This is a genomic window from Litchfieldia salsa (assembly GCF_900104555.1).
In the GTDB taxonomy this organism is placed as follows: domain Bacteria; phylum Bacillota; class Bacilli; order Bacillales; family Bacillaceae_L; genus Litchfieldia; species Litchfieldia salsa.
The window spans coordinates 84,428-105,941 of record NZ_FNJU01000005.1; the positions used below are offsets into that span (position 1 = coordinate 84,428).

The window sequence follows — 21,514 nt, forward strand, 5'->3', positions numbered from 1 at the left end:
AGGCCTCACCTAACTATGTGGGTGGCTAATTTTTTGATACTCTTTCAACACAGATTGTAAATTTTCTTGACCAAAGATAGATAGTTTTACCGATTTTTAAATTTTGGCTCGTTCACTAAGTAATTAATCTTAAGTGATATTTCCAAATTTCCCGAAAAATGTATGCATTTATTAAACAATTAAAGGGAATTCTCCTATTATAAAGTTTTAGGAGGTATTTAGATGGATATTGCTATAATGGGTGCCGGTCTCTCCGGTTTAGCATGTGCCATCACCCTTGAAAAAAATGGAATTTCTCCTACTATTTATGAGAAGAGAAGTAAAATAGGAGATCGATTTGTTAATGGGGAGACCTTACTGTCGATATTTGCTTTTCCAGTTAAAGATTGCATTGCTTCATTATCAGAGGAGTTTGGTATATACCTTAAGCCTTCTTCAACAATACAGCGAATGGAGCTCTATTCAAAAAATCAGAAAGCAATTATTAATGGACATCTTGGTTTTACTAATATACGTGGTAGAGAAAGGGATTCCTTTGAAGCTCAATTGGGAAGGCAATTAAGTTCACCCATTGTTTTTAATTCTGAGAAAACCTATGAACACCTGTTAAGTAAGTATTCCCATGTTGTCTTGGCGACTGGAGATGGAGCAGATGCAAAAGAGACTAGAAATTTTAGGGAAGATTTAACAGTTTCCATCAAAGGAGCAACAATTGAAGGTAGCTTTGATCGATATTCTGTCATGTCCTGGATTGATTATAACATTTCTCCATTTGGATACTGTTTTCTTATCCCATATTCAAAAAAAGAAGCAAATATATCATTAGCAATTCCTGATTTACAACAAAATAAAGATCTAAATATAGGTCAACTTTGGGATTCATTTTATCAAATGGTACGGTCTCAACTAAATCAGAAGTTACCTATAACAGATGAGTTTCAAATTACTAAGTATCCGATTGGAATTTGTCACACAGCCCGAATAGGAAATACCTTCTATGTGGGAAATTGTTTTGGAACCACGATGCCTTTTATGGGATTTGGACAGTACGCAGCAATTTTAAGCGGCATTTATGCTGCATATGACATATGCGGATTAGGAAATTATGAAGAACTTATGAAGCCGGTTCGCCATAGTTATGAAGATTCACTTGTATTAAGAAGAGCAATGGAACAAATGTCAAATGACGGTCTAGACATAATCGTTCGGTCACTCCAAGGATATTGGGGAGATACGCTGTTCCATACCAAAAGAGTAAACCCTTTAAAAGTAGCTAGTTATTTACTACGTCCATTTATTCATAGAGGAGTGCATTCCGATGACCAATCATAAATCAATCCCTATAACATCATCTGAACTAGGATACCTTTGGACAGGTTTTTCTATTAACGATATGTCTAAATGGTTTTTAACAGCATTTTTGGGACTAACCAAAGATGAGGAAATTAAGGATTTATATGTATTTGCACTACAAATAACAAATGATCTCCTTTCAGAGAGAAATACAATACTTAATAATGAAGGATATCCTGTTCCAATAGGTTTTTCTGAAGAGGATATTGAGTTAAATGCAACCCCTTTATTTTCCAATCGTTTTTTGTTAAAGTACCTTCATACAGGGGCACGTCTAGGCCTTGAATTCCACTCTAAATCTTTAGCATTGTCTACTCGAGCAGATGTGCGTCAATATAATATCAATTGTTTAAAATCCTCTATAAGATTAAATGATAAAATCGTAGATCTTCTTTTAAAAAAGGGGATATATTGGAGGACACCAACACTCCCTGCTCCTCACGCACCAGAATACATACAAAAATCTAGTTATCTAAATAGCTGGTTTGGGGATACAAGACCATTAAATAGCATGGAACTTGCTAACTTGTACCAAATATTAGACCTCTTAATTATTATGGAAGCACTTTGTATTGGTTTTGAGCAGACAGCCAAGTTAGAAGAAACACTTGAATTAGTTCGAGAAGGAATGACATCTATCAAAAATCAATATAATACTTTGACTGACTTATTAAAGAGAAATAACTTGCCAATACCATCCAGTTATTCGGCTGAGGTTATCGATTCAAAGGAAAGAGTTTTTTCAGATCGAATCATGGTTACACATTTAGCTGGTTTATATGGATCGCTCATATCTCAATATGGTTTTTCTCTTGGAGCAGTAATGAGACACGATTTAGTCAAAATGTATACACAGCAAATAGTTAGGGCCGGAGTTTTATCAGAAAGTATTACTCGTTTCCTTATTGAAAAAGAATGGATTGAAAAGATACCTGGAGCTTTGTCCCGTGAAGTATGATAAAGATACATAACGATTAAAAGGTTAGAAGTTTAGTTTGGATCATAAGCTCTTCATAACGGTACCTTCTAAGCTTAGATGAAGTGCTCTATTTAATTTTCACATGGGGGATAAAATAAAAAGAGCTTAACCAGGAATTGGTTTAAAACCTCATAGTTTCTATATATTGTAAACAATATGCTTCAACCTATAGTTAATCGCTTCTCTTTTAATTTCACAGCAAATGCTTCATATGGTTGTAATTCAAGCTTTTGAAAATTAACGGTAGATCTTTCATAATTATTGATAACGATTTTGTTACTCTGACCTAGATGTTCAATTTGTACTGTTTCAATTTCCTCACCAAAATTGGCTACTACAGCCCAAGTCTCATCCTCATAATGTCTTAAATACATAAAAACTTGTTGAGGAGTGTCTGTTACTAATTCATAGTCTCCCCATACAATAATGGGATTATCTTTTCTTAGTTTAATCAATTTTTGATAGCAGTAAAAGATTGAATCAGGATTGTCTAGATTAGTCTCTACATTAATTTCCTGATAATTTGGATTCACGTGTAACCAAGGTGTTCCTTTTGTAAATCCAGCGTTTTCTGTGCGATCCCATTGAATCGGCGTCCGTGCATTGTCACGCCCTTTGAAGTTGATTGAAGCAATGATATCTTCCTTCTGATAACCATTTGCTAATCGTTCGTTGTACATATTTACACTTTCAATATCTTCAACTTCACTGATATCTTTGACAAGATAATTGGTCATTCCAATTTCTTCACCTTGATAGATATAAGGTGTTCCCTTCATTAGGTGAAGTAGTATTGCAAACATTTTTGCACTTTCCACACGGTAGGTTGTATCATTTCCCCAGCGAGAGACGATTCTTGGAAGGTCATGATTGTTCCAAAAAAGACTATTCCACCCTTCATTACCTAAAGCTGTTTGCCACTTACTAAGAACTTGTTTTAGCTCATTTACTTCTAAGGGCTTATAATCCCATTTCTCTTTGCCTGGTTGTTGGTCCAAGCTAATATGTTCAAACTGAAATACCATTGATAGCTCATTCCGTTTTGGGTCAGAATAAAGCTTCGCAATCTCTGGGGTTGCTCCCCATGTTTCTCCAACTGTTAAAACATCGTATTTACCAAAGGTTTCACGGTTCATTTCTTGTATATAATCATGTATTTTCGGTCCATTTCCTGTTATTTCTTCATCAGGAAGCTTACCTATTAAGTCAATTACATCCATTCGGAATCCGCCAACACCTTTTTCTAGCCAGAAATTCATCATATCCCAAACTTCTCTTCTAACTTTTTCATTTTCCCAGTTTAAATCAGGCTGTTTTTTACTGAATAGGTGTAAATAATATTCACCTGTTTCATCATCAAACTCCCAAGCGGAACCACTAAATATTGATTTAAGAGAGTTAGGGACATCACCGTTAACTGGATTTCTCCAAACATAGTAATCACGATATGGATTATCTTTACTTTTACGAGATTCAATAAACCACTTGTGTTCATCAGATGTGTGGTTGACAACCAAATCCATGATAATCTTGATCTTTCTTTTGTCTGCTTGTTTGATTAGCTCATCCATATCATTCATTGTTCCAAATTCCGTCATGATATCTTGATAGTCACTTATATCGTAGCCATTGTCATCATTGGGTGATTTATAAACAGGACTTAGCCAAATTGCGGTAATTCCAAGTTTCTCTAAATAATCTAATCGTTGTATGATCCCCTTTAAATCACCAATCCCATCAGCATCACTATCCTGAAAGCTGCGTGGATATATTTGATAGATAACTGTTGTTTGCCACCATTTCACGTTCATTTATTCCCACTCCTTAATAAATCTACCTTTTTATAATCCCATACTAAGGATGGCTTTTCAAATGGTTGTTTACTATAGAGGACGTAGCGGATAGAGTTGCTTAGAGAATGACAAAAAAGGGGCGCTTGTCCCCTATTAGTCTACATAAGACGTTTAAGTTGGATGGCATTATACATATATCTTGCATCTTTCCCCATCTTCGTCCGACTATTCATGATCGCCTTTAATTGGTTTAAAAACCGTTCATCACAAATTGGATTCGAACCAAATTTTCGGTAACAAGCATCATGTTGCTTGCAAATAGCATCAAGTCTATTTACTGGAGCACCTGGCCCACTGCAATTAGGTCCACAATATCGATAACCTGGAAAACATGGCACTATTAACACCTCCTGTCGTTCATTCTCAGTCTCTAACATCTTATGTTTCTTATAAATATGTGTACTGGGAATTAGCCAATTTTTAATAGGATCGTATCCTATATCGACCGAGTCAGGTACAGAGGTATTGTTTCATATAAATAACAAGGTGTTTCTATTTAGTGTATAATAAAAGGAGAATTTGCATGAGAGGAGAGACAAGTTTGTTTACAAATGAAATAATCACATCATTCAATGAATTGGAGATGTTGATTTACAATTATGTTATGCAAAACAAAGAAAAAGTCATTTATATGCGTATACGAGATCTTGCTGATGAGGCTCATGTTTCCACTTCTACCATCATGCGTTTTTGCCGGAAATTAAACTGCGAAGGATTTTCAGAATTTAAAGTAAAACTAAAGCTTACCATTGATAAGAAAAGCGAAACAACTATTAAAAGCGGTCAACATATTTTAGCAGAATTTTTTGAACGTACTCAAAATGAAAAATTCAATTCTAAGCTTGAAGCCGCTGCAGAAGCTATATCTAAAGCAGATCATATCTACTTCATCGGAATGGGTAGTTCAGGCACTCTTGCTGAATATGGTGCTAGATACTTCTCTAGCTTAGGTAAATTTTCTACCTATTTAAAAGACTGGTTCACGCCCATTCACTCCAACTTAAATAATAGTATTACAATTGCACTGTCTGTTTCTGGGGAAAATGAGTTTACCATTTCTCACATTCACAAACTAAAAGAAAAAAACAGTAGCATTTTAAGTATTACAAACAATGGAAAGTCGACGATTGCCAAGATTTCCGACCAAAATGTTTCTTATTATGTGACAGAGGAATTCTTTGATATTTCAAATATTACTACACAAATTCCAGTTATTTTTATATTAGAGGAAATGGCACGAAAGGTGTATGAAAAGAGTATAAGGAGTGATTAGATTGGTTCAGATTGAATTAAAAAGGTAGCGCTATTTGTTGTTACACTACCTTTTTCCGGTTAATATCTTATCACTAAATATATTTAAATGTTATTTCCATTACCCCTTAATAAATTAATCTTGAAATTTAAATTAAAGCATAGTATGATAATTAAGATGAAATTTTATAACTTTATATACTACCTGTATAACCTCTAGAATATGGCTTGAGGGTCTCTACCAGGAACCATAAAATCCTGATTACAGAAAATGAATTCTTTTCATTTTTTGTAATCAGGATTTTTTCTTTTAAGAAAAGTCTCTTATCCTAATTATCTGCTAAATTACTAAGAAAGGTTGGAAAACAAATTGAATTTGAAAGTATTTATTTTAGCATTATCAACTGTTGCTGTTGGGTTAGTTGAATTGATCGTAGGCGGTATTTTACCGACAATCGCAGACGATTTCAATATTTCATTAAGTTCTGCCGGGCAATTAATCACTGTTTTCGCACTTATTTATGCCGTCGCCGGGCCAGTTCTACTAGTTATGACCAGCAAAATCGAACGTAAGAAGTTGTATCTTATTTCGTTATTCATCTTCTTTCTGGGGAATGTTATGACCTATTTTAGTCCTAATTATACTTTTATGATGATTGCTAGGGTGTTAACAGCAATGAGTACAGCATTGATTGTGGTGCTCTCCTTAACTATTGCCGCAAAAGTTGTTGCTCCTGCTCATCGTGCAAAGGCTTTAGGACTTATTTATATGGGGATTAGTTCATCACTTGTATTAGGTGTCCCTCTAGGCATTCTTGTTGCCAATTCATTTGGTTGGAGAGTCATATTCCTTGGAATTGCTGTATTGTCAATTGGATCTATGGTGCTTATTGCATTATTTCTTGAACGCATCCCTGGTGAAAGATCCATTCCACTTTCTCAACAATTAAGGGCTGTAGCTAGTGCGAAATTGGGAAGTGCTCATTTAGCGACATTGTTTATGTTAGCAGGTCATTATACACTTTATGCTTATTTTACTCCTTTTTTAGATACTGAGCTTCATTTAGACTCTTATGCGATAAGTATCTGTTATTTTGTATTTGGTCTTGCAGCAGTAGGTGGAGGAGCATTCGGTGGCACTCTATCAGATTGGATAGGAGCTCCTAAAAGCATTATCATTGTGATTAGTACATTTGCTGTTGTCCTATTCTTATTACCATTTACGACTTTTTCACTAATCTTATTCATACCAATGATGATGATTTGGGCAGCTTTAAGTTGGAGTCTTGCTCCACCACAACAAAGCTATTTAATCCAAACCGACCCTGCTACCTCAGATATTCAACAGAGCTTTAATAATTCCGCTTTGCAGGTAGGTATTTCACTAGGATCTGGAATTGGTGGTATCGTTTTAAACCAAACTGGTTCAGTATCAAGTACAGCTTGGTTTGGGGGTATTGTTGTCATCATATCCTTAGTATTTGCAGTATACTCTCTGACAAGACCAACAGTTCAAAGAGAAAGTACAAATTCCTCTCTTTTTGCAAGACAGTGATTTTTTGTCAAAAACAGATTTTAGCTTCTAAAAAAGGACTAAATGAGCAGCCATGGTAGCTCATTTAGTCCTTTTTATGTTTAGTTATTAGAAAATATCAGTTAATTGTGATTGAATAGAATTGGGTAATAATTGATAAATTAACCCTTCATATTTAATATCAAGTATACCTGCAATGATGAAGATAATAAGTATGATAAACAAAAATACTTTCTTATTTTTTGCTATTAAGTTCAACATTTCTCCTCCAGTGTTACGTCACTTGTATAAACCCTGGTCTCTCAGCCTTTTGGGTGAGAGACTAATCATCTTACTCTTATTTTATATAACGGTATTCTCTAAGACTGTTTAAGATTGATACTTCCTGTAATAATTCAACTCCAACATTCGTTTCCAACACCTTTTTCCGTTCTAACTCTTCATCTACTAACCTTTTTACAGATAATACATCTGTTCCATTTAGTAAAACTTCTTCTTTTGAATTAAATTGTTTATGGGCAACTATCTGCATTCCATATGAATTATATAACAATGTATATCCTGCAATACCTGTTGTAGATTGATAGGCCTTAGAAAAGCCTCCATCAATGACAATCATCTTTCCATTTGCTTTTATTGGGTCTTCTCCATCAATTTCCTTAACTGGTGTATGACCATTTATGATACGACCTTGTTCAGGATTAAGGTCAAAATCCATTAAAATTTTGCGACAAATTTCCTCTTGCTCACGTAAATAATAGTATGGATTTTTTCTCTCTTTATGAGTGGACTTATCTTTAATGAAATATCTTTCAAAGGTTGTCATTTCTCTCTTTCCAAATAATGAAGAATATTCTCCAGTCCATAAATACCAGATCATATCTGTAGAAAGATCATCCTTTTCTTCGGGATGTGAAAAAGAATGGCGTAAATGCCGTTCAAATATATCAAATAATTCCCGACCTTCATACCTTCTATTTTCAATCATCATTTTTTCCATATTTCCATTTTCATCCAATGGAATACAACCATGTATTAATAAATTTCCATTATATTTTAAATATAAACTTCCCTTTTTCATTAGAAAATTCATATGTCTTGCCAATTTTTCTGAATGTTGGACAGAAAATAGTAATTTTTCAATAACCTGCTCTTCTTCCTCTGTTAATTGTTCAGGAAGTTCTCTATTGACTGTTGTAAAGCATGTATTTTCTAAAGGATATGTTTTCCCATGAATCGTTATTTCGTTTTTATCAAAATCAACATTTTCCAGCAAAAGTCTATGTGACATATTAAAGGAAGGACGCCTTTTGATTATCGGTATTTCAAGTTTAAACTGTATCATTGCGATTGCTTGATGTATTTTTGTAATTTGTAATTTTTCATGTTCGGAAAATTGTTTATCAGAGTGTCTCTTTGGCCTGAAAGCCTTATTGTCACTATAGTACTTTTCCGCGAGATTGAGAAGTGGTCTAAGATTGATCCCGTAAACATCTTCAATAATATCCAAATTGTCATAACGAGCACAAATCCGAATAATATTTGCCAGACAAACCTTTGATCCTGCAAATGCACCAAGCCAAAGTACATCATGATTACCCCATTGAATATCAACTGAATGATAGTTTATAAGGGTATCCATAATTTTATCAGGTTCAGGTCCACGGTCGTAAATATCCCCTACTACATGAAGATGGTCAACAACTAATCTTTGAGTAGTGTAGGCAAGACCAGTTATAAGCTTATCAGCCTGTCCAAGGGAAATAACTTGTTGAATGATTTTAGAATAATACTGTTTCTTATTTGTGAATTCATCCGTTTTATATAGTAATTCTTCTACAATATATACAAACTGATTAGGCAGTGCTTTTCGTAGTTTTGAACGTGTATATTTGGAGGAAGCGTATGAGATAAGTTTGATCATATGATCAATATACTCTTTATACCATTGGTTTAAGTCCTGTACATTACTAAAATTGTTCTTTATTAATTGTAATTTCTCTTCAGGATAATAAACTAGTGTGGCAAACTCATTGATTTCTTTTTCAGATAAAGTATCTTTAAAAATATCTGTTATTTTCTCCTTCACTTTCCCTGAACCATTTCTTAATACATGTTGAAAGGCTTGATATTCGCCATGTAAATCACTGACAAAGTGTTCTGTCCCCTTTGGTAAATTAAGAATTGCTTCAAGGTTAATGATTTCAGTTACAACTTTCTCTTCACAATCATATCTTTGAGCCAATAAATCTAAGAATTTTGAGTTCAAATGAGTGCATCCCCTTTTATAATTAGCCTTATAACATCCAGAATATTGCAATTATAATTCTATTATAAACGAAAACTACCACTGAAGTGACTATAAAATCAATACAAAGGTACCCACAGTAATAACAATACCACCAATAATAGTATGTTTGACTGCTTTCTCTTTTAAAATAAGAAAGCTAAGGATGATCGTAATAACAACACTAAATTTATCAATAGGAGCTACTATAGATACTTTACCTAATGTAATGGCTGCAAAATAACATAACCAGGATAAGCCGGTTGCAATCCCAGATAGAATGAGAAAGAGATAACTTTTCTTAGAAATATTTTTCATTTCTTTATATGTTTTTTGAAAAAGCACAATTCCCCAAGCAAATATTAGAACAACAATGGTCCTTAGTAATGTTCCAACGTTAGAATCAATACCTTCCATACCAACTTTGGCTAGAATTGCAGTAAATGCAGCAAAAACTGCCGCTAGAAAAGCATAAAGGATATATACTTGCGATCCTGTAAATCTTTTATCCTGATTTTTCTTTCCAATCAGTATAAAAGTACCGATGGTGATAATAAATCCTCCTATCAACACTTTAGGTTCAGCAGGTTCTCCTAATATGAGGATAGATAATATAATTGTTAGCACGATACTAGATTTATCAATTGGTACCACCTTAGAAACCTCACCAATTGATAATGCTCTAAAAAAGAAAAGCCAAGATAGACCAGTTGCAAATCCTGAAAGGACAATAAATACTAATGCTCTAGTTGGTATTGTTGAAATTGCATGTAATTGATCAGTAAATAAAACAACAATAAAAGCCATTATTAGAACAACAATCGTTCGAATAGCTGTTGCTAAGTTTGAATTAACCTGATCCATTCCTATCTTGGCTAATATTCCAGTAATGGCTGCAAAAATAGCTGCAAAGAACGCTAAAATAATGCTCATTCTATTCCCTCTTTATTTTCTCTCTAAAGAAATTACGAAAGGTACTTTATTTTTTCTTGAATAGGTGTCCGCTCTTTTGGTTTGTTTATTTCTTCTGGATAACCTACACCAAATACGCCAATGACATCATATCCTTCCGGTACACCTAGAACTTGACGATTTTTTTCAACAATTCCCATCGATGACCAGAATGTACCTACACCTTCTGCCCAAGCAGCAAGATTAAAATTCTGTACAAAACAAGCTGTAGCTTGTGCGTTTTCAGCTGTTTCAATATCTGTAGCACCGTGCTTTGATAACACTGCAAATACAACAGGAGCACCAAAGAAATTAGTTTTGTGGTTTAACTTTGTTCTTGTATTGTCACCAATAAAATAGACTTCCCATGGTTCAGTCATTTTATGGTTAGGGGCCATTGAAGCAACTTCTAGCCATTTGTGGATTTGGTCCATACTAACCGGATTTGATTTGAAACTTTTTATATTACGACGAGAGTAGATGACTTCTAAAATATTCATGAAAAATTCCTCCGATAATTTTGTTTTTTTATTCATCTTGGCATGGGTCTTTTGTTTCGTTTTCATGAATTTCAAATAGTTGAGTGAATTCGTTAATAACCATATCAATGGCTTTTAATTCACCGATAAGAATTTGATTAATCGATTGAAATTCTGGAGCATCTAGTTGTTGCTTTATTGTTGAACGTTTAAGATTCATCATTTCGAGAAAAGCAAGCGCTCTACCTCTCCGAAAGGTTTTGGCACCCCGTTTATGAGAAGAATGTTCTCGTCTTTTGTGACGCTCACCACGGTGATGCACTTCGTCATCAAAACCCTTAAATTCATTTTCCATATTTTCAGGCCTCCTTTACATGTATATATCTGCAATTACATTGTATACAATTGTATACACGAAAATCAATCCATTTTTAAAAGGTTCTTTTATAAAAGATTGTTGTTTTAAGACTTATTTAATGTGGTAGAGCCCGTTGATTGGAACGGAAGGTATGTGACTCCTGCGGGATGCGCAGGATATCCCATGAGACCGTAAGATAAAGGAGGCTCATCACCTGCCCCGCGGAAAGCACATACCTGGAGTGCAAATCAACCTAACCTAGTCAAATACCAACAAAGTTTGCGAAAAGAGCCATTTAAAAACATTTTAATTATATAATTGATACTTAAGTTAAATAGTTACTGTCATATTTTTATAGGTTGGAGGTTTTCTTTTGAAGGATCAAAAAAAGCACAATAAACAGTTTGTTTACTATTTCCTACTAGCATTTTGTTTTTTTACTTCTGTCATATTCGTTCATAACAATCATTCATTCTATGAACATTCAATCGCCAAAGTGATTGAAACAAACCTGATAGAATCAGATGAAACAATCGACCTCTATCAAAATGAAGATCTGCTATACATACAGACTATAATTGCAGAAATACAAAATGGGAGCGAAAAAGGAAAGTTGATTCACCTAACAAATGAATACTCGTCATCTGGAGCTTATGATCAAGAGTATCATGTAGGAAATGAGCTATTTATCTCTCTTAATGAAAAGTCATCAGAAAAAGTCGGTTTAACCGGTAATATAGAAGATGTAAAACGTGATAAATTCATTTTAATTATAGGTTGGGTGTTTATTTTCACCTTACTAGTCGTTGGAAAAAGACAAGGTTTGTTTTCAATAATAAGCTTAGCAGTCAATGCTCTATTGTTATCATATGCATTAGATGTATATCTGAATACATCAGATCAAGGCTTGCTATTAATCTGCAGTTTAGCAGCGATCCTATTTACAGTCATTTCCCTGTTACTCGTTAATGGTTTTAATGAAAAGACATATGCCGCCATTTTTGCAACTCTACTTGGTACGTTTCTTTCTCTACTCATTACCTATCTAGTCATGAAGGTAACGTTTGAAAATGGCCTTCGCTATGAAGGAATGCAATTTCTATCTAGACATCCTCAAATGGTCTTTATGGCAGGTGTCTTAGTCGGATCGTTAGGGGCTGTAATGGATGTAGCTATCACGATGTCATCTTCTATCTTTGGGTTGTATGAAAAGAATCATCGCATCTCAGTAAAAGCACTTAAAACATCAGGAATGGAGATTGGAAAAGATATTATGGGGACCATGACCAATATTCTGTTTTTTGCCTATATAAGTGGTTCCATCCCAATGCTCATTTTATATTTAAAAAATGAGTCACCAATGGGATTCACCTTTTCTATAAATCTTTCATTAGAATTAGCTCGAGCACTAGCTGGTGGCATTGGCATTGTATTAACGATTCCGATTGGTTTATATATTTCTATTTTATTTGTGAATCGAAAGAGGGCACAAGTATGAATGTATTAGTTTTGCTTGCAGCTATTCTATTTATATTAATGATAATGATAGGTGGTAAAAAAGGGGCAAGGTCTTTTCTGACTTTATTCATTAACTTTATTGTACTCTTTTTTACAATCCTTATTATGTTAGATCCGAATGTGAATCCGGTTATTCTAACAATCATTTCAAGTATAATCATTAGTGGTATTACTCTATTTTTTATTAATGAGGTTAATAGTACTACAATTCCAGCATTTATCTCTACGATGATTACAATTATTATTATGATTGTCTTTATTGTTGTAGTAACAGAAATAACGATGATTCAAGGATTTAGTGAAGAAGAGATTGAAGAAATCGGTATATTTTCCCTCTATATAGGGGTTGATTTTATTAAAATAGGCGCTTCCATGATTATCATGAGTACAATAGGTGCCATTACAGATATTGCTATTTCTATTGCATCTCCTATGCGTGAAATATATAATCATCACCCAACAATTAGTAGAAGAGATTTATTTACCTCTGGATTAAATATTGGAAAGGATATACTAGGTACAAATACAAACACTTTATTTTTCGCTTTCTTTGGTGGTTACCTGGCATTACTTATTTGGTTTAAAGACTTATCTTATTCTCTTGGAGAAATTGTAAATTCTAAAATTTTCAGCGCTGAACTGATTACTATATTTTGTGCTGGAATAGGTGTAGCACTTGTCATTCCAATTGCTTCGTCCATTACAGTTTTATTTCTAATGAAAAAAAGTAACTTCTCATAAAAAAACAGCCATTCATTTTTTTGAATGGCTGTTTTTTTAATCAATGATGCCCTTCATGTTCGACACCAGTATTATTTTTTGGTAATGATTGAAGGTCTTCCTCTGTAAGAGAACCAACTATAAATTGTTTAGTTGGCATCACCTTAGATTCTATCGTATTAGCTTCTACTTTAACGAAGTATAGTCCCTCTTCTTCAAAGGTTTTCTCAATCGTATAAATACCTTTTCCTTTATTCTCTGGTATTAACTCTTCACCATTTTCCCCATTTTTCCAGAAAGTGAATTTTATATTTTCTATGTCAGTCACATTTCGGTCTCGTTCTGTGAAGATTGCTTTGAATTCGTATTGCTCATTAATCTTTATTTCAGCTGGTAGTTCAACTTCAATTTTCAATACATTCTCTTGTTTATATAAGGCTTCTGTTCCTTCTTTTAACGAACAGCCTGATACTACTATTGTAAAGATCATTAAGAATAGTAAGTTCTGAAATTTCATAATAGCCCCTTCTATGTTTATGAATTAAAGTACTTTTTTAATCTAGGGATTTTTCTAATGATTAGGAAATCAACTAAGAAAATGGCTACTAATGATAGCCCGACTAAAGGGAAAAGAACTCCCATAATCACCATCAAAAGGATAAAGCCTTTTGACGTTTTCTCTTCTAGTTTAGAAGCCCCTAAATGATTTGATGGCTTTCTTTTCCACCATAACAAAATACCACTTATGATAACCCCTATAACGCCTAGACATAGAAACAATAAAGCAAGTTGATTCGCGAAACCATACTCTAATCCTTTATGGACTGTTATTCCCCATGCCATGATCTTTCCAATTAACTCGTAATCCTTATAACGATAGTCAGCTAGAACCACTCCCGAATATTGATCTATATGAATGGTTGCTTCATCTCTTGCTTTAGGCGGAAATGCCGATAATGTATATACGCCCTCTTTCGTTTTTGGAAAAATGACTTTATAGGTTGGATGAACTTTCAGATCACTTGCAGTTTTGACAATATCATCAATGGACACTGGAATATAACCTTGTATCTGTGATGAAGGAACTGGTAGATTTTGTGCTGCCCATGAGACATCTGCAATTTCTTTCGTTTTAACATTCGTACTCGGAGCACTTCCCACCCATATAGAAGGAGGGTAACCAACACCATTATTAGTCGCTATGTTCTGGACATTTGTTCCCCAAAAGCCTGACCATAATAAACCTGTAATGATTAAAAAAGCTAAACCTGCTGAAATCCAAAATCCAGGAACAACATGTAAATCTCTCAATAATAGCTTCTTTCCTTTTCTAACTCTCGGGACTACCACACCAAATATCTTCGTTTTACTATTGGGAAACCATAAATAGAAACCTGTCACGATTAGAACAAGAGTCCAACATGCGGTTAGTTCAACAACTCTGTCGCCAAAGGTACCGAGCATTAATTCTCCATGAAATTCTTCCACTCGGTCAAATATACGCAAATCATTTGAAAGTTCCCCTATTAGGTTTCCGTTATAAGGATTAACAAATATGGTAAGAGATTCACCATCAACTAGGATGTGAACTTCAGAAGATCGATACGGATTCTCACCAGGTCTGTATTGAGTAATTACTGCCTCTGGGTAAGATTTCAAAACAGAACCTATTTGTTCTGAAGTTAGTATTCTCTCACCATTAGGTTCAACTTTATAGTATTCTTCATACATTAAGCTCTCAATTTGAGGTTTAAATAAATAGATGGAACCTGATATTGTTAATAGTAAGAGTAGAGGCGCAAAAAACAAACCCGCGTAAAAATGCCATCGCCACATCGACAAATATAGCTGTCTATTCTTTTTATTATTCATTTATTTTTAATAACCTCTTTTCGATATAGTAGAATTAGTTTGCTAGAGTTCATTTAATGCAAAATAATAGTATACCATGTATGAAATAAATTCTTATTAAATACATTCTTTTAACAATATTTTTCTGTAGGCATAACCTAATGTATCAAATAAAGGAGGAAAGACAAAATGACTTTACCTGCGGTTGATCTTGGGATTATGTCCGAACATTTAAGTACCCACGAAGGAGTAATCAATAAACTAAAGATGTATTACGTATCGGTTAGCAATCCTGTATTGAAAAAAATGTTAATGTTGCATATCCAAACTTTACGAAATCATGTGACCACGATGCTTGAACTAATGAATCCAAGTAGCCATCATGTTCATTTAAAAGAAATGGCTAATTTTGAGTCCCATTCTGTATTAGTTCAACTAACTGAAGTTGAAAAAGATATCACACTCGAGGTAAGAGCGACAGCAAAGTTGATGGGAAGTGATAACTTTAATTCTGCTTTGATGATGAAGGATCCTAAAGTTAAAAATATTCATCTTAAGATGTCCTATCAAGATATAACTTTACAAATGCTTTATGATAAACTCTTAAAAGACTTAGGTGGAGGAGAGTATATTCCAAAGGTAAGTGATGAAGTTCAAAGAATGACCTTTGAAAAATTTCATCATGTAAAAAATGAGTAGAATTTACAGGTAATCAATACAAAAAGTTCCTTGGATTAACTTCGGAGAGGGCTAATACCCCTCTTCTTTACCAAACTTATTTATCTTTTTTGCATCTATCTGTTCACTATTTCACATAATAAAAAAGAAATATTCGTAAAGGAGATTCAACAATGGATAAAAAAATGAATTTAATTATGTTTAGTGGTGAGTATGATAAAGCAATGGCTGGTTTAATTTTGGCAAATACAGCTCGTGAAATTGATGTTGAAGTGAATATGTTCTTTGCATTTTGGGGATTGTTTCTCTTAAGAAATCCTGACACCATGACAAATAAAGATAAAACGATTTATGAAAAAGTACTTGGAACGATCACACCAAAAGGTCCCGAGGATCTTCCTCTATCGAAAATGAACTTTGCAGGTTTTGGCAAAAAGCTATTAATTGAAATGATGGATGATGAGGAGGCCCCACATTTGATTCACTTCCTAAAAGGAGCAAGAAAGAAGAAGGTGAACTTTTATGCTTGTAAGCTTTCGGTTGAAATCATGGGGTTTAAGAAAGAAGAGTTTCTTCCAGAAGTTGATATTGTCGAAGCAAAGACCTATCTAAAGGATGCACTAGATTCAGACATACAATTATTTATCTAGCGGTAATCAATGAGTTGGCTAGTAATTTCCCAAAAAAGAGACAGCCCCTGAAAATCAAGCTAAAATGAGGGACTAATCTCTTTTTTAATATAAACAAATCTCTCTATTGATAAAGATCGATAAATATACCTTCGTTCTTTTTAAAATCTGCAAAAAAGACATCCTTAATGCTGCTAATCGATTTTTTCTTAAGTTGTCCCTCCAACCAGTTCTCATCTTTATTGATACTGGTCAGATTATCCCACAGGACCTCACCATCAATAATAAGAGTCACTGGAAGCACTGCAGGTTGGATTTGAATTTGCAGGTCCTTTTTGGTAGGTGATGCAAACTCAGGTTTTTTCATTACACTTAATTGACCATCTGTCTCTAAAATGGCAAAGTCAACCTCACGAATCGAAAATGCATTTTGCAAACGTAATAGATGCTGTAACTGATTGATATCAAGCTTGTTTCTTTTTAGAGCATCTCTCTGAATTTTACCCTCTCGAATGACGATAGCAGGATTTCCTTCCAGAAATCTCCTTGTTCTCTTATACCGTTGAGTAATTTGTTCTGTTATGTAGATCAGTAAAAACCATATAAATAAACCATATATAAGGTGCCTTACCTTAACATCTGGGTCAAATACCGCACTCCCCACTAACTCCCCTAACAAAATGGCTGCAATAAAATCAAAGGGAGTAAGCTGGGATATGGTCCCCTTACTCAATACCTTAGTTATCACAAAAAGGCCTATATACCCAACAACTAGCTCAACTGTAATTGTAAAAAAGTTCATTGTATACTCACCTATCATTTATTTATTCTAAATATAGTATAGGTAGATACAGGAAGATTTAAACAATATGAATACCATAATGAAAATTGAGTATAAATAAGGCCGTTTTCTCAAAGTTTGTTGTTTTAGAGATAAGTATTGAAATGTTGGATACGAGCAGGATGAATACACGTAGACTCCTGTGGGACCAGTGGCCAAAGTGAGACCCCGCAGGAGCGTTAGGGACGAGGAGGCTCACTGGTCACCCACCGGACGCGGAGTGTATTCAGCCTGCGGCTTTAAAAACAACAATTAATCGAAAACAGCCATAAATAAAAAAAACTTGTAGATCACTCTACAAGCTAACACTTTATCCTTATTTAAATATACTTTTAATATCTTCAAATAGTTGTTTAAAAAACGCTGCTACTGTATCTAGAAAATTTTGATCGCCAATTGCTTCTGAAATTTTATCTTGAATTGCATTTGATAAGTCCTCCAACTGACTTTTCACATTATCAAAATTAATATTTAAATCCCTCATTTTATCAAAAAGATCAATAAGCAACTGCCTGTCTTCCTCACTTAATTGAATGTTATGGGAGGCAAGTTGTTCATCAATAATTTTAACAATTTCTTCCTTTGTTTTTGGGGACTGTTCTGCCATTTGAGTCTTAATTTCTGCTAGAAGTTCACTAACAACTTCTTGGTTCAAGCCTTCTTGTTTGGCAAGTTCAGTTGCAAGTTCTAACTCTTCATTTGCAACTTCGGTGTGTTCTTTATTTAAACCTGCCCCTTCCTCATCATATGCTTTATAAATTCCAACAAGAGCTGAGTGACCGGTCACTTTAAGTGGTGATGTAACTTCAACAAGTGCGTCTTCAATACCAGCTGTAAGTAAGGCGTTTTTGTAGATATCTGTAGTCACTTCGGTGATGTTTTCTGGTGTATTTATTACAACTGTTAGCCCTTCCCCACTATTCTTCCGAGTGATTTTTGCACTCGAATAGAGATTTGAATGAGGATCTCCATCAATGTAATACACTAAATCCTTTGCTGTCACCACCAGTTCGCGAACTGTGGACGGATCAGTAATGTCTAAGCTTTGCATAACTAATTTTCGTTGTTCAGTTGATAAAGTCTCTCCATATACTACGATTGGCAAACCAAACTTTTCGTTAATGGTTTCAGTCTCATTTGAATCTGCCCAAGCATATGGTGCTTGGAAAAGTAGTATTAAACAGAGAAAGAAGAAAATGGTTTTTTTCATTAAGTTTGCTCCTTTTAAAATTATAAGTGGACAAATCTTCATTCTTTATCTTACTGTTTTTTTGGACATTTAAAAAGAAAATTTTAAAACAAGTTCTACATACTCGTAAATTCAAGTGGGAAGCAATTTAAACACTGTTTTGGAAATAATTATTTTAATACTTTTAAACAACCCTGGTGATATTAAAAAAGATTAAATATGAAAGGTAGGTTTTGTCCATGTTTTATCATGTGAAAGAACTTCAATATAATGCAAAACCTTCAAGTCCTGATCCTGTATATGCAAAAAAGCTACAAGAAATCCTTGGTGGTCAGTACGGGGAAATGTCAGTTATGATGCAATACCTTTTTCAAGGATGGAACTGTAGAGCCGAAAGTAAATATAAGGATATGCTCCTTGATATTGCGACAGAAGAAATAGCACATGTTGAAATGATTGCTACTATGATTGCACAACTTTTAGATGGAGCTCCTGCACATGATCAAGAACAAGGTGCAAAAGATCCTGCTGTAGAGGCTGTACTAGGTGGTATGAATCCACAGCATGCAATAGTTAATGGTCTAGGTGCTCAACCTAATGACAGTGTAGGATTCCCTTGGACTGCTCGGTATACAATTGCGAGTGGTAACCTGTTAGCAGACTTTAGAGCCAATTTAAATGCAGAATCTCAAGGAAGACTTCAAGTTTGTCGTTTGTATGAAATGACAACAGACCCTGGTGTAAGGGATATGCTCTCGTTCCTTATTGCAAGAGATACGATGCATCAAAATCAGTGGATGGCTGCTATTGAAGAACTTGAGAAAACACAAGGTGCTGTTGTTCCTAGTTCATTTAATCAAGAATACGAAAAACAAGAGGTTTCGTATTCCTTCATGAACTATTCCGAAGGTGAGGAAAGTAGTACAGGTCGTTGGGCGAGTGGTCCGACTCTTGATGGTCAAGCGAACTTTGAATATGTTCAAGCACCTAAAGCAATGGGACAGAAGCCACAACTTGCACCTGCTCCTAATTATATTCACGGCACACCACCTCTAGAAATGAGATTAATGCAAGGTGCCAACAAAATGGAACCACAAAGTGGTCAATCATTTCTTCAGTAGATATAAGATATCCCTCCAATTTATTCCTTAAGTAATAAATTGTGGGAATACAAGAAACCCTCTAGGAATCAGTTCCTATGAGGGTTTCTTGCTTTATAAGTGAATAGTAAAAAAATGAGTAAATTATACATTTTAGCAAGAAAGATATAGGACAACGGTGCGATAGTAAGTTACCTGAAAATCTGACAAAATTGCTGTTATGAACAAAAACATAATACATTTCAGTAAGGAGAAGAAGATGAAATCAATTCGTACAAAACTATTATTAGGATTTGCCATTGTTCTATTATTAGTGGTTTTCATGTCAGGATTTACGATTATAAATAGTAATAAAACAAATAATATTGCAGAGGAATTAGTTACAGATAATCTAGAAGAATTAATCATCTACCAAACACTCCGCTTTAACGTAGCAGAAAGAATAGCCGTTACTAGAGGGTATTTACTATATGGTGACCAAGAACTGAAGGATAAGTTCTTTAGCTATACTGAGGAAAGTAAAGAGCTAGAAAAAAAATTAGAAGGTTATTTATCTGAAACAGAAAGGAATGCAGCGGAAGAAGTAATTAAAAAGAGTATAGCTTGGGGTAATTATATTACTGAAGAAGTATATGGTGTATATGATACAAATCAAGAACTTGCAATTGAAAATAATAAGCTCTCTAGAGATCAAGCTGTAGAATTAATGAATTTACTAGGCAATTTAGTAGAAGAAGAGGACAAGGCTGTCCACGATTTGGGCGATCAAATTCTTAGCAATGCAAAGACTACTGAAACTTATAATCTAACACTCTCAATCATTGTTATATTAGCAGGTATCGCAATTGCTCTAGTAGTAGCAAATATCATTGTAAAACCAATTCTTAAAGTAGTCGAGCGTCTACAAGCAGTTGCAGATGGAGATTTCACAGGTGATGCACTTGTAACAAAATCAAAAGACGAAGTAGGAATCTTAACCACAACTATGAATAAAATGGTCACAGATTTAAGAGCGGTTATTGAACAGGTGCGTTTTACATCAGAACAGGTTGCGGCTTCTTCTGAAGAATTAACAGCTAGTGCAGAACAAACAAGTACGGCAACTGAGCAAATCTCAACAGCGATACAAGAGGTTTCAGAAGGTTCAAGTGAGCAACTTTCTACAGTCAATAAATCGAACGATATCGTTGTCGAAATTTCGAAAGGTATGACCCAGGTTGCAGATTCAATTCAGTCAGTTGCACACCTTACAGTTGAAGCTACAGAAAAAGTAACAGAAGGAAATAGAGTAGTAAATAGTACAATAGATCAAATGAATGATGTTCAAAAGCAAGTATTAGAAACATCTACAGTTATTAATGCATTGGATATGAAATCGAAAGAAATTGGCCAAATTGTTGAACTGATAAGCCAAATTGCAAGTCAAACGAATCTTTTGGCACTTAATGCTGCAATTGAAGCTGCAAGAGCTGGTGAGCATGGACTAGGATTTGCAGTAGTAGCTGATGAGGTAAGAAAACTGGCTGAACAATCAGGACAAGCAGCCGGTCAGATTAGTTCATTAATTGGTGATATTCAAAGTGAGACACTTAAAGCAGTTACTTCAATGGAACGTGGAACATCGTCTGTTAATGATGGAATCAATCTAGTCGCTCAAACAGGAAGTTCCTTCAATGAAATTTCAAGTAGAATCGAAGTAATATCTTCTCAATCACAAGAAGTATCAGCAATCGTTGAACAAGTAACAGCTGGATCTTCTGATATGGTTGCTATGATTGAAAATGTTGCTAATTTCAGCGAACAATCGGCTGGAAATGCACAAAACGTAGCAGCATCGGCAGAAGAACAACTTGCATCGATGGAGGAAATCTCTTCATCAGCCCAATCTTTGTCTACTATGGCAGAAGAGTTGCAAAACCTAGTAAGAAAGTTCAAGATATAAA

General features: G+C 34.5%; 21 protein-coding genes and 1 riboswitch. Of the genes, 10 read left to right on the plus strand and 11 right to left on the minus strand.

All coding sequences use genetic code 11. The features are described from left to right. Positions 1-222: 222 nt before the first annotated feature. Together BLQ56_RS11840 and BLQ56_RS11845 are read left to right on the plus strand one after the other, a co-directional pair. Complete coding sequence (locus BLQ56_RS11840) at positions 223-1,332, plus strand: NAD(P)/FAD-dependent oxidoreductase (protein ID WP_090854245.1); 1,110 nt, start codon at positions 223-225, stop codon at positions 1,330-1,332. Continuing rightward, positions 1,319-2,311, plus strand: coding sequence for a DUF3231 family protein (locus tag BLQ56_RS11845; RefSeq protein WP_090854250.1), 993 nt, complete (start codon positions 1,319-1,321; stop codon positions 2,309-2,311). Before BLQ56_RS11840 ends, BLQ56_RS11845 begins: the two co-directional genes overlap by 14 nt. 182 nt (positions 2,312-2,493) lie before the next feature. Here the strand turns inward: BLQ56_RS11845 and BLQ56_RS11850 are convergent, their stop codons facing one another. After that, on the minus strand, positions 2,494-4,143 hold the full coding sequence (locus tag BLQ56_RS11850; protein ID WP_090854253.1) for a glycoside hydrolase family 13 protein: 1,650 nt from the start codon (positions 4,141-4,143) through the stop codon (positions 2,494-2,496). Between the two features lie 140 nt (positions 4,144-4,283). Continuing rightward, complete coding sequence (locus BLQ56_RS11855; protein WP_238457253.1) at positions 4,284-4,523, minus strand: Parvovirus coat protein VP1-like protein; 240 nt, start codon at positions 4,521-4,523, stop codon at positions 4,284-4,286. A gap of 203 nt (positions 4,524-4,726) precedes the next feature. Here BLQ56_RS11855 and BLQ56_RS11860 point away from each other — a divergent pair, with 203 nt between their 5' ends. Further along, entirely contained in the window at positions 4,727-5,458 is a 732-nt protein-coding gene (locus tag BLQ56_RS11860; RefSeq protein ID WP_090854780.1) for a MurR/RpiR family transcriptional regulator, read from the plus strand. A 163-nt stretch (positions 5,459-5,621) separates the two neighbouring features. Further along, positions 5,622-5,721, plus strand: a riboswitch (purine riboswitch). 85 nt (positions 5,722-5,806) lie between these two features. Beyond that, positions 5,807-6,991 carry an MFS transporter gene (locus BLQ56_RS11865; protein WP_090854259.1) on the plus strand — a complete coding sequence of 395 codons (1,185 nt, stop codon included), beginning with the start codon at positions 5,807-5,809 and terminating at the stop codon, positions 6,989-6,991. An 87-nt stretch (positions 6,992-7,078) separates the two neighbouring features. Here the strand turns inward: BLQ56_RS11865 and BLQ56_RS23520 are convergent, their stop codons facing one another. The 5 genes from BLQ56_RS23520 to BLQ56_RS11885 all read right to left on the minus strand — a co-directional run bounded on the left by BLQ56_RS23520 (position 7,079) and on the right by BLQ56_RS11885 (position 11,042). Continuing rightward, complete coding sequence (locus BLQ56_RS23520; RefSeq protein ID WP_204381077.1) at positions 7,079-7,228, minus strand: hypothetical protein; 150 nt, start codon at positions 7,226-7,228, stop codon at positions 7,079-7,081. 79 nt (positions 7,229-7,307) lie between these two features. Continuing rightward, positions 7,308-9,239: a fructose-1,6-bisphosphatase gene (gene fbp, locus BLQ56_RS11870; RefSeq protein ID WP_090854262.1), complete on the minus strand. Its 1,932-nt coding sequence runs from the start codon at positions 9,237-9,239 to the stop codon at positions 7,308-7,310. A gap of 90 nt (positions 9,240-9,329) precedes the next feature. Then, positions 9,330-10,190: an EamA family transporter gene (locus tag BLQ56_RS11875; RefSeq protein ID WP_090854265.1), complete on the minus strand. Its 861-nt coding sequence runs from the start codon at positions 10,188-10,190 to the stop codon at positions 9,330-9,332. Positions 10,191-10,222: 32 nt separating this feature from the next. Beyond that, on the minus strand, positions 10,223-10,708 hold the full coding sequence (locus tag BLQ56_RS11880; RefSeq protein WP_090854267.1) for a nitroreductase family protein: 486 nt from the start codon (positions 10,706-10,708) through the stop codon (positions 10,223-10,225). Between the two features lie 28 nt (positions 10,709-10,736). Beyond that, the gene (locus BLQ56_RS11885) at positions 10,737-11,042 is read right to left on the minus strand and encodes a hypothetical protein (RefSeq protein ID WP_090854270.1); all 306 of its coding nucleotides are present in this window, start codon (positions 11,040-11,042) and stop codon (positions 10,737-10,739) included. Between the two features lie 376 nt (positions 11,043-11,418). Here BLQ56_RS11885 and BLQ56_RS11890 point away from each other — a divergent pair, with 376 nt between their 5' ends. Next, a complete protein-coding gene (locus tag BLQ56_RS11890; protein WP_090854273.1) occupies positions 11,419-12,543 on the plus strand; it encodes a YibE/F family protein in 1,125 nt (374 codons plus the stop codon). Beyond that, positions 12,540-13,304 carry a YibE/F family protein gene (locus tag BLQ56_RS11895; protein ID WP_090854276.1) on the plus strand — a complete coding sequence of 255 codons (765 nt, stop codon included), beginning with the start codon at positions 12,540-12,542 and terminating at the stop codon, positions 13,302-13,304. The genes BLQ56_RS11890 and BLQ56_RS11895 overlap by 4 nt, the downstream gene beginning before the upstream one ends. A gap of 40 nt (positions 13,305-13,344) precedes the next feature. Here the strand turns inward: BLQ56_RS11895 and BLQ56_RS11900 are convergent, their stop codons facing one another. Then, positions 13,345-13,800: a FixH family protein gene (locus BLQ56_RS11900; RefSeq protein ID WP_090854279.1), complete on the minus strand. Its 456-nt coding sequence runs from the start codon at positions 13,798-13,800 to the stop codon at positions 13,345-13,347. A gap of 17 nt (positions 13,801-13,817) precedes the next feature. Next, entirely contained in the window at positions 13,818-15,155 is a 1,338-nt protein-coding gene (locus tag BLQ56_RS11905; RefSeq protein WP_090854282.1) for a PepSY-associated TM helix domain-containing protein, read from the minus strand. Positions 15,156-15,323: 168 nt separating this feature from the next. Here BLQ56_RS11905 and BLQ56_RS11910 point away from each other — a divergent pair, with 168 nt between their 5' ends. Together BLQ56_RS11910 and BLQ56_RS11915 are read left to right on the plus strand one after the other, a co-directional pair. Beyond that, positions 15,324-15,833, plus strand: coding sequence for a hypothetical protein (locus BLQ56_RS11910; protein ID WP_090854285.1), 510 nt, complete (start codon positions 15,324-15,326; stop codon positions 15,831-15,833). A gap of 152 nt (positions 15,834-15,985) precedes the next feature. Continuing rightward, positions 15,986-16,462, plus strand: coding sequence for a DsrE/DsrF/DrsH-like family protein (locus BLQ56_RS11915; protein WP_090854288.1), 477 nt, complete (start codon positions 15,986-15,988; stop codon positions 16,460-16,462). A gap of 103 nt (positions 16,463-16,565) precedes the next feature. On the opposite strand, the gene BLQ56_RS11920 is transcribed toward BLQ56_RS11915, so the two are convergent. Together BLQ56_RS11920 and BLQ56_RS11925 are read right to left on the minus strand one after the other, a co-directional pair. Further along, positions 16,566-17,243: a DUF421 domain-containing protein gene (locus BLQ56_RS11920; RefSeq protein WP_090854291.1), complete on the minus strand. Its 678-nt coding sequence runs from the start codon at positions 17,241-17,243 to the stop codon at positions 16,566-16,568. A gap of 355 nt (positions 17,244-17,598) precedes the next feature. Further along, positions 17,599-18,492, minus strand: a complete 894-nt coding sequence (locus BLQ56_RS11925) for a DUF1002 domain-containing protein (RefSeq protein ID WP_090854294.1) — start codon at positions 18,490-18,492, stop codon at positions 17,599-17,601. A gap of 218 nt (positions 18,493-18,710) precedes the next feature. Here BLQ56_RS11925 and BLQ56_RS11930 point away from each other — a divergent pair, with 218 nt between their 5' ends. Next, entirely contained in the window at positions 18,711-19,592 is an 882-nt protein-coding gene (locus BLQ56_RS11930; RefSeq protein ID WP_090854297.1) for a manganese catalase, read from the plus strand. Positions 19,593-19,830: 238 nt separating this feature from the next. Beyond that, positions 19,831-21,513 carry a methyl-accepting chemotaxis protein gene (locus BLQ56_RS11935; protein WP_175490278.1) on the plus strand — a complete coding sequence of 561 codons (1,683 nt, stop codon included), beginning with the start codon at positions 19,831-19,833 and terminating at the stop codon, positions 21,511-21,513. Position 21,514: the final 1 nt, after the last annotated feature.

Bases quoted from the DNA above. Each gene is read 5' to 3' on its own strand.
- BLQ56_RS11840 (WP_090854245.1), top strand. From the start codon at position 223: ATGGATATTGCTATAATGGGTGCCGGTCTCTCCGGTTTAGCATGTGCC.
- BLQ56_RS11845 (WP_090854250.1), top strand. From the start codon at position 1,319: ATGACCAATCATAAATCAATCCCTATAACATCATCTGAACTAGGATAC.
- BLQ56_RS11850 (WP_090854253.1), bottom strand. From the start codon at position 4,143: ATGAACGTGAAATGGTGGCAAACAACAGTTATCTATCAAATATATCCA.
- BLQ56_RS11875 (WP_090854265.1), bottom strand. From the start codon at position 10,190: ATGAGCATTATTTTAGCGTTCTTTGCAGCTATTTTTGCAGCCATTACT.
- BLQ56_RS11880 (WP_090854267.1), bottom strand. From the start codon at position 10,708: ATGAATATTTTAGAAGTCATCTACTCTCGTCGTAATATAAAAAGTTTC.
- BLQ56_RS11885 (WP_090854270.1), bottom strand. From the start codon at position 11,042: ATGGAAAATGAATTTAAGGGTTTTGATGACGAAGTGCATCACCGTGGT.
- BLQ56_RS11895 (WP_090854276.1), top strand. From the start codon at position 12,540: ATGAATGTATTAGTTTTGCTTGCAGCTATTCTATTTATATTAATGATA.
- BLQ56_RS11900 (WP_090854279.1), bottom strand. From the start codon at position 13,800: ATGAAATTTCAGAACTTACTATTCTTAATGATCTTTACAATAGTAGTA.
- BLQ56_RS11905 (WP_090854282.1), bottom strand. From the start codon at position 15,155: ATGAATAATAAAAAGAATAGACAGCTATATTTGTCGATGTGGCGATGG.
- BLQ56_RS11910 (WP_090854285.1), top strand. From the start codon at position 15,324: ATGACTTTACCTGCGGTTGATCTTGGGATTATGTCCGAACATTTAAGT.
- BLQ56_RS11915 (WP_090854288.1), top strand. From the start codon at position 15,986: ATGGATAAAAAAATGAATTTAATTATGTTTAGTGGTGAGTATGATAAA.
- BLQ56_RS11920 (WP_090854291.1), bottom strand. From the start codon at position 17,243: ATGAACTTTTTTACAATTACAGTTGAGCTAGTTGTTGGGTATATAGGC.
- BLQ56_RS11925 (WP_090854294.1), bottom strand. From the start codon at position 18,492: ATGAAAAAAACCATTTTCTTCTTTCTCTGTTTAATACTACTTTTCCAA.
- BLQ56_RS11930 (WP_090854297.1), top strand. From the start codon at position 18,711: ATGTTTTATCATGTGAAAGAACTTCAATATAATGCAAAACCTTCAAGT.
- BLQ56_RS11935 (WP_175490278.1), top strand. From the start codon at position 19,831: ATGAAATCAATTCGTACAAAACTATTATTAGGATTTGCCATTGTTCTA.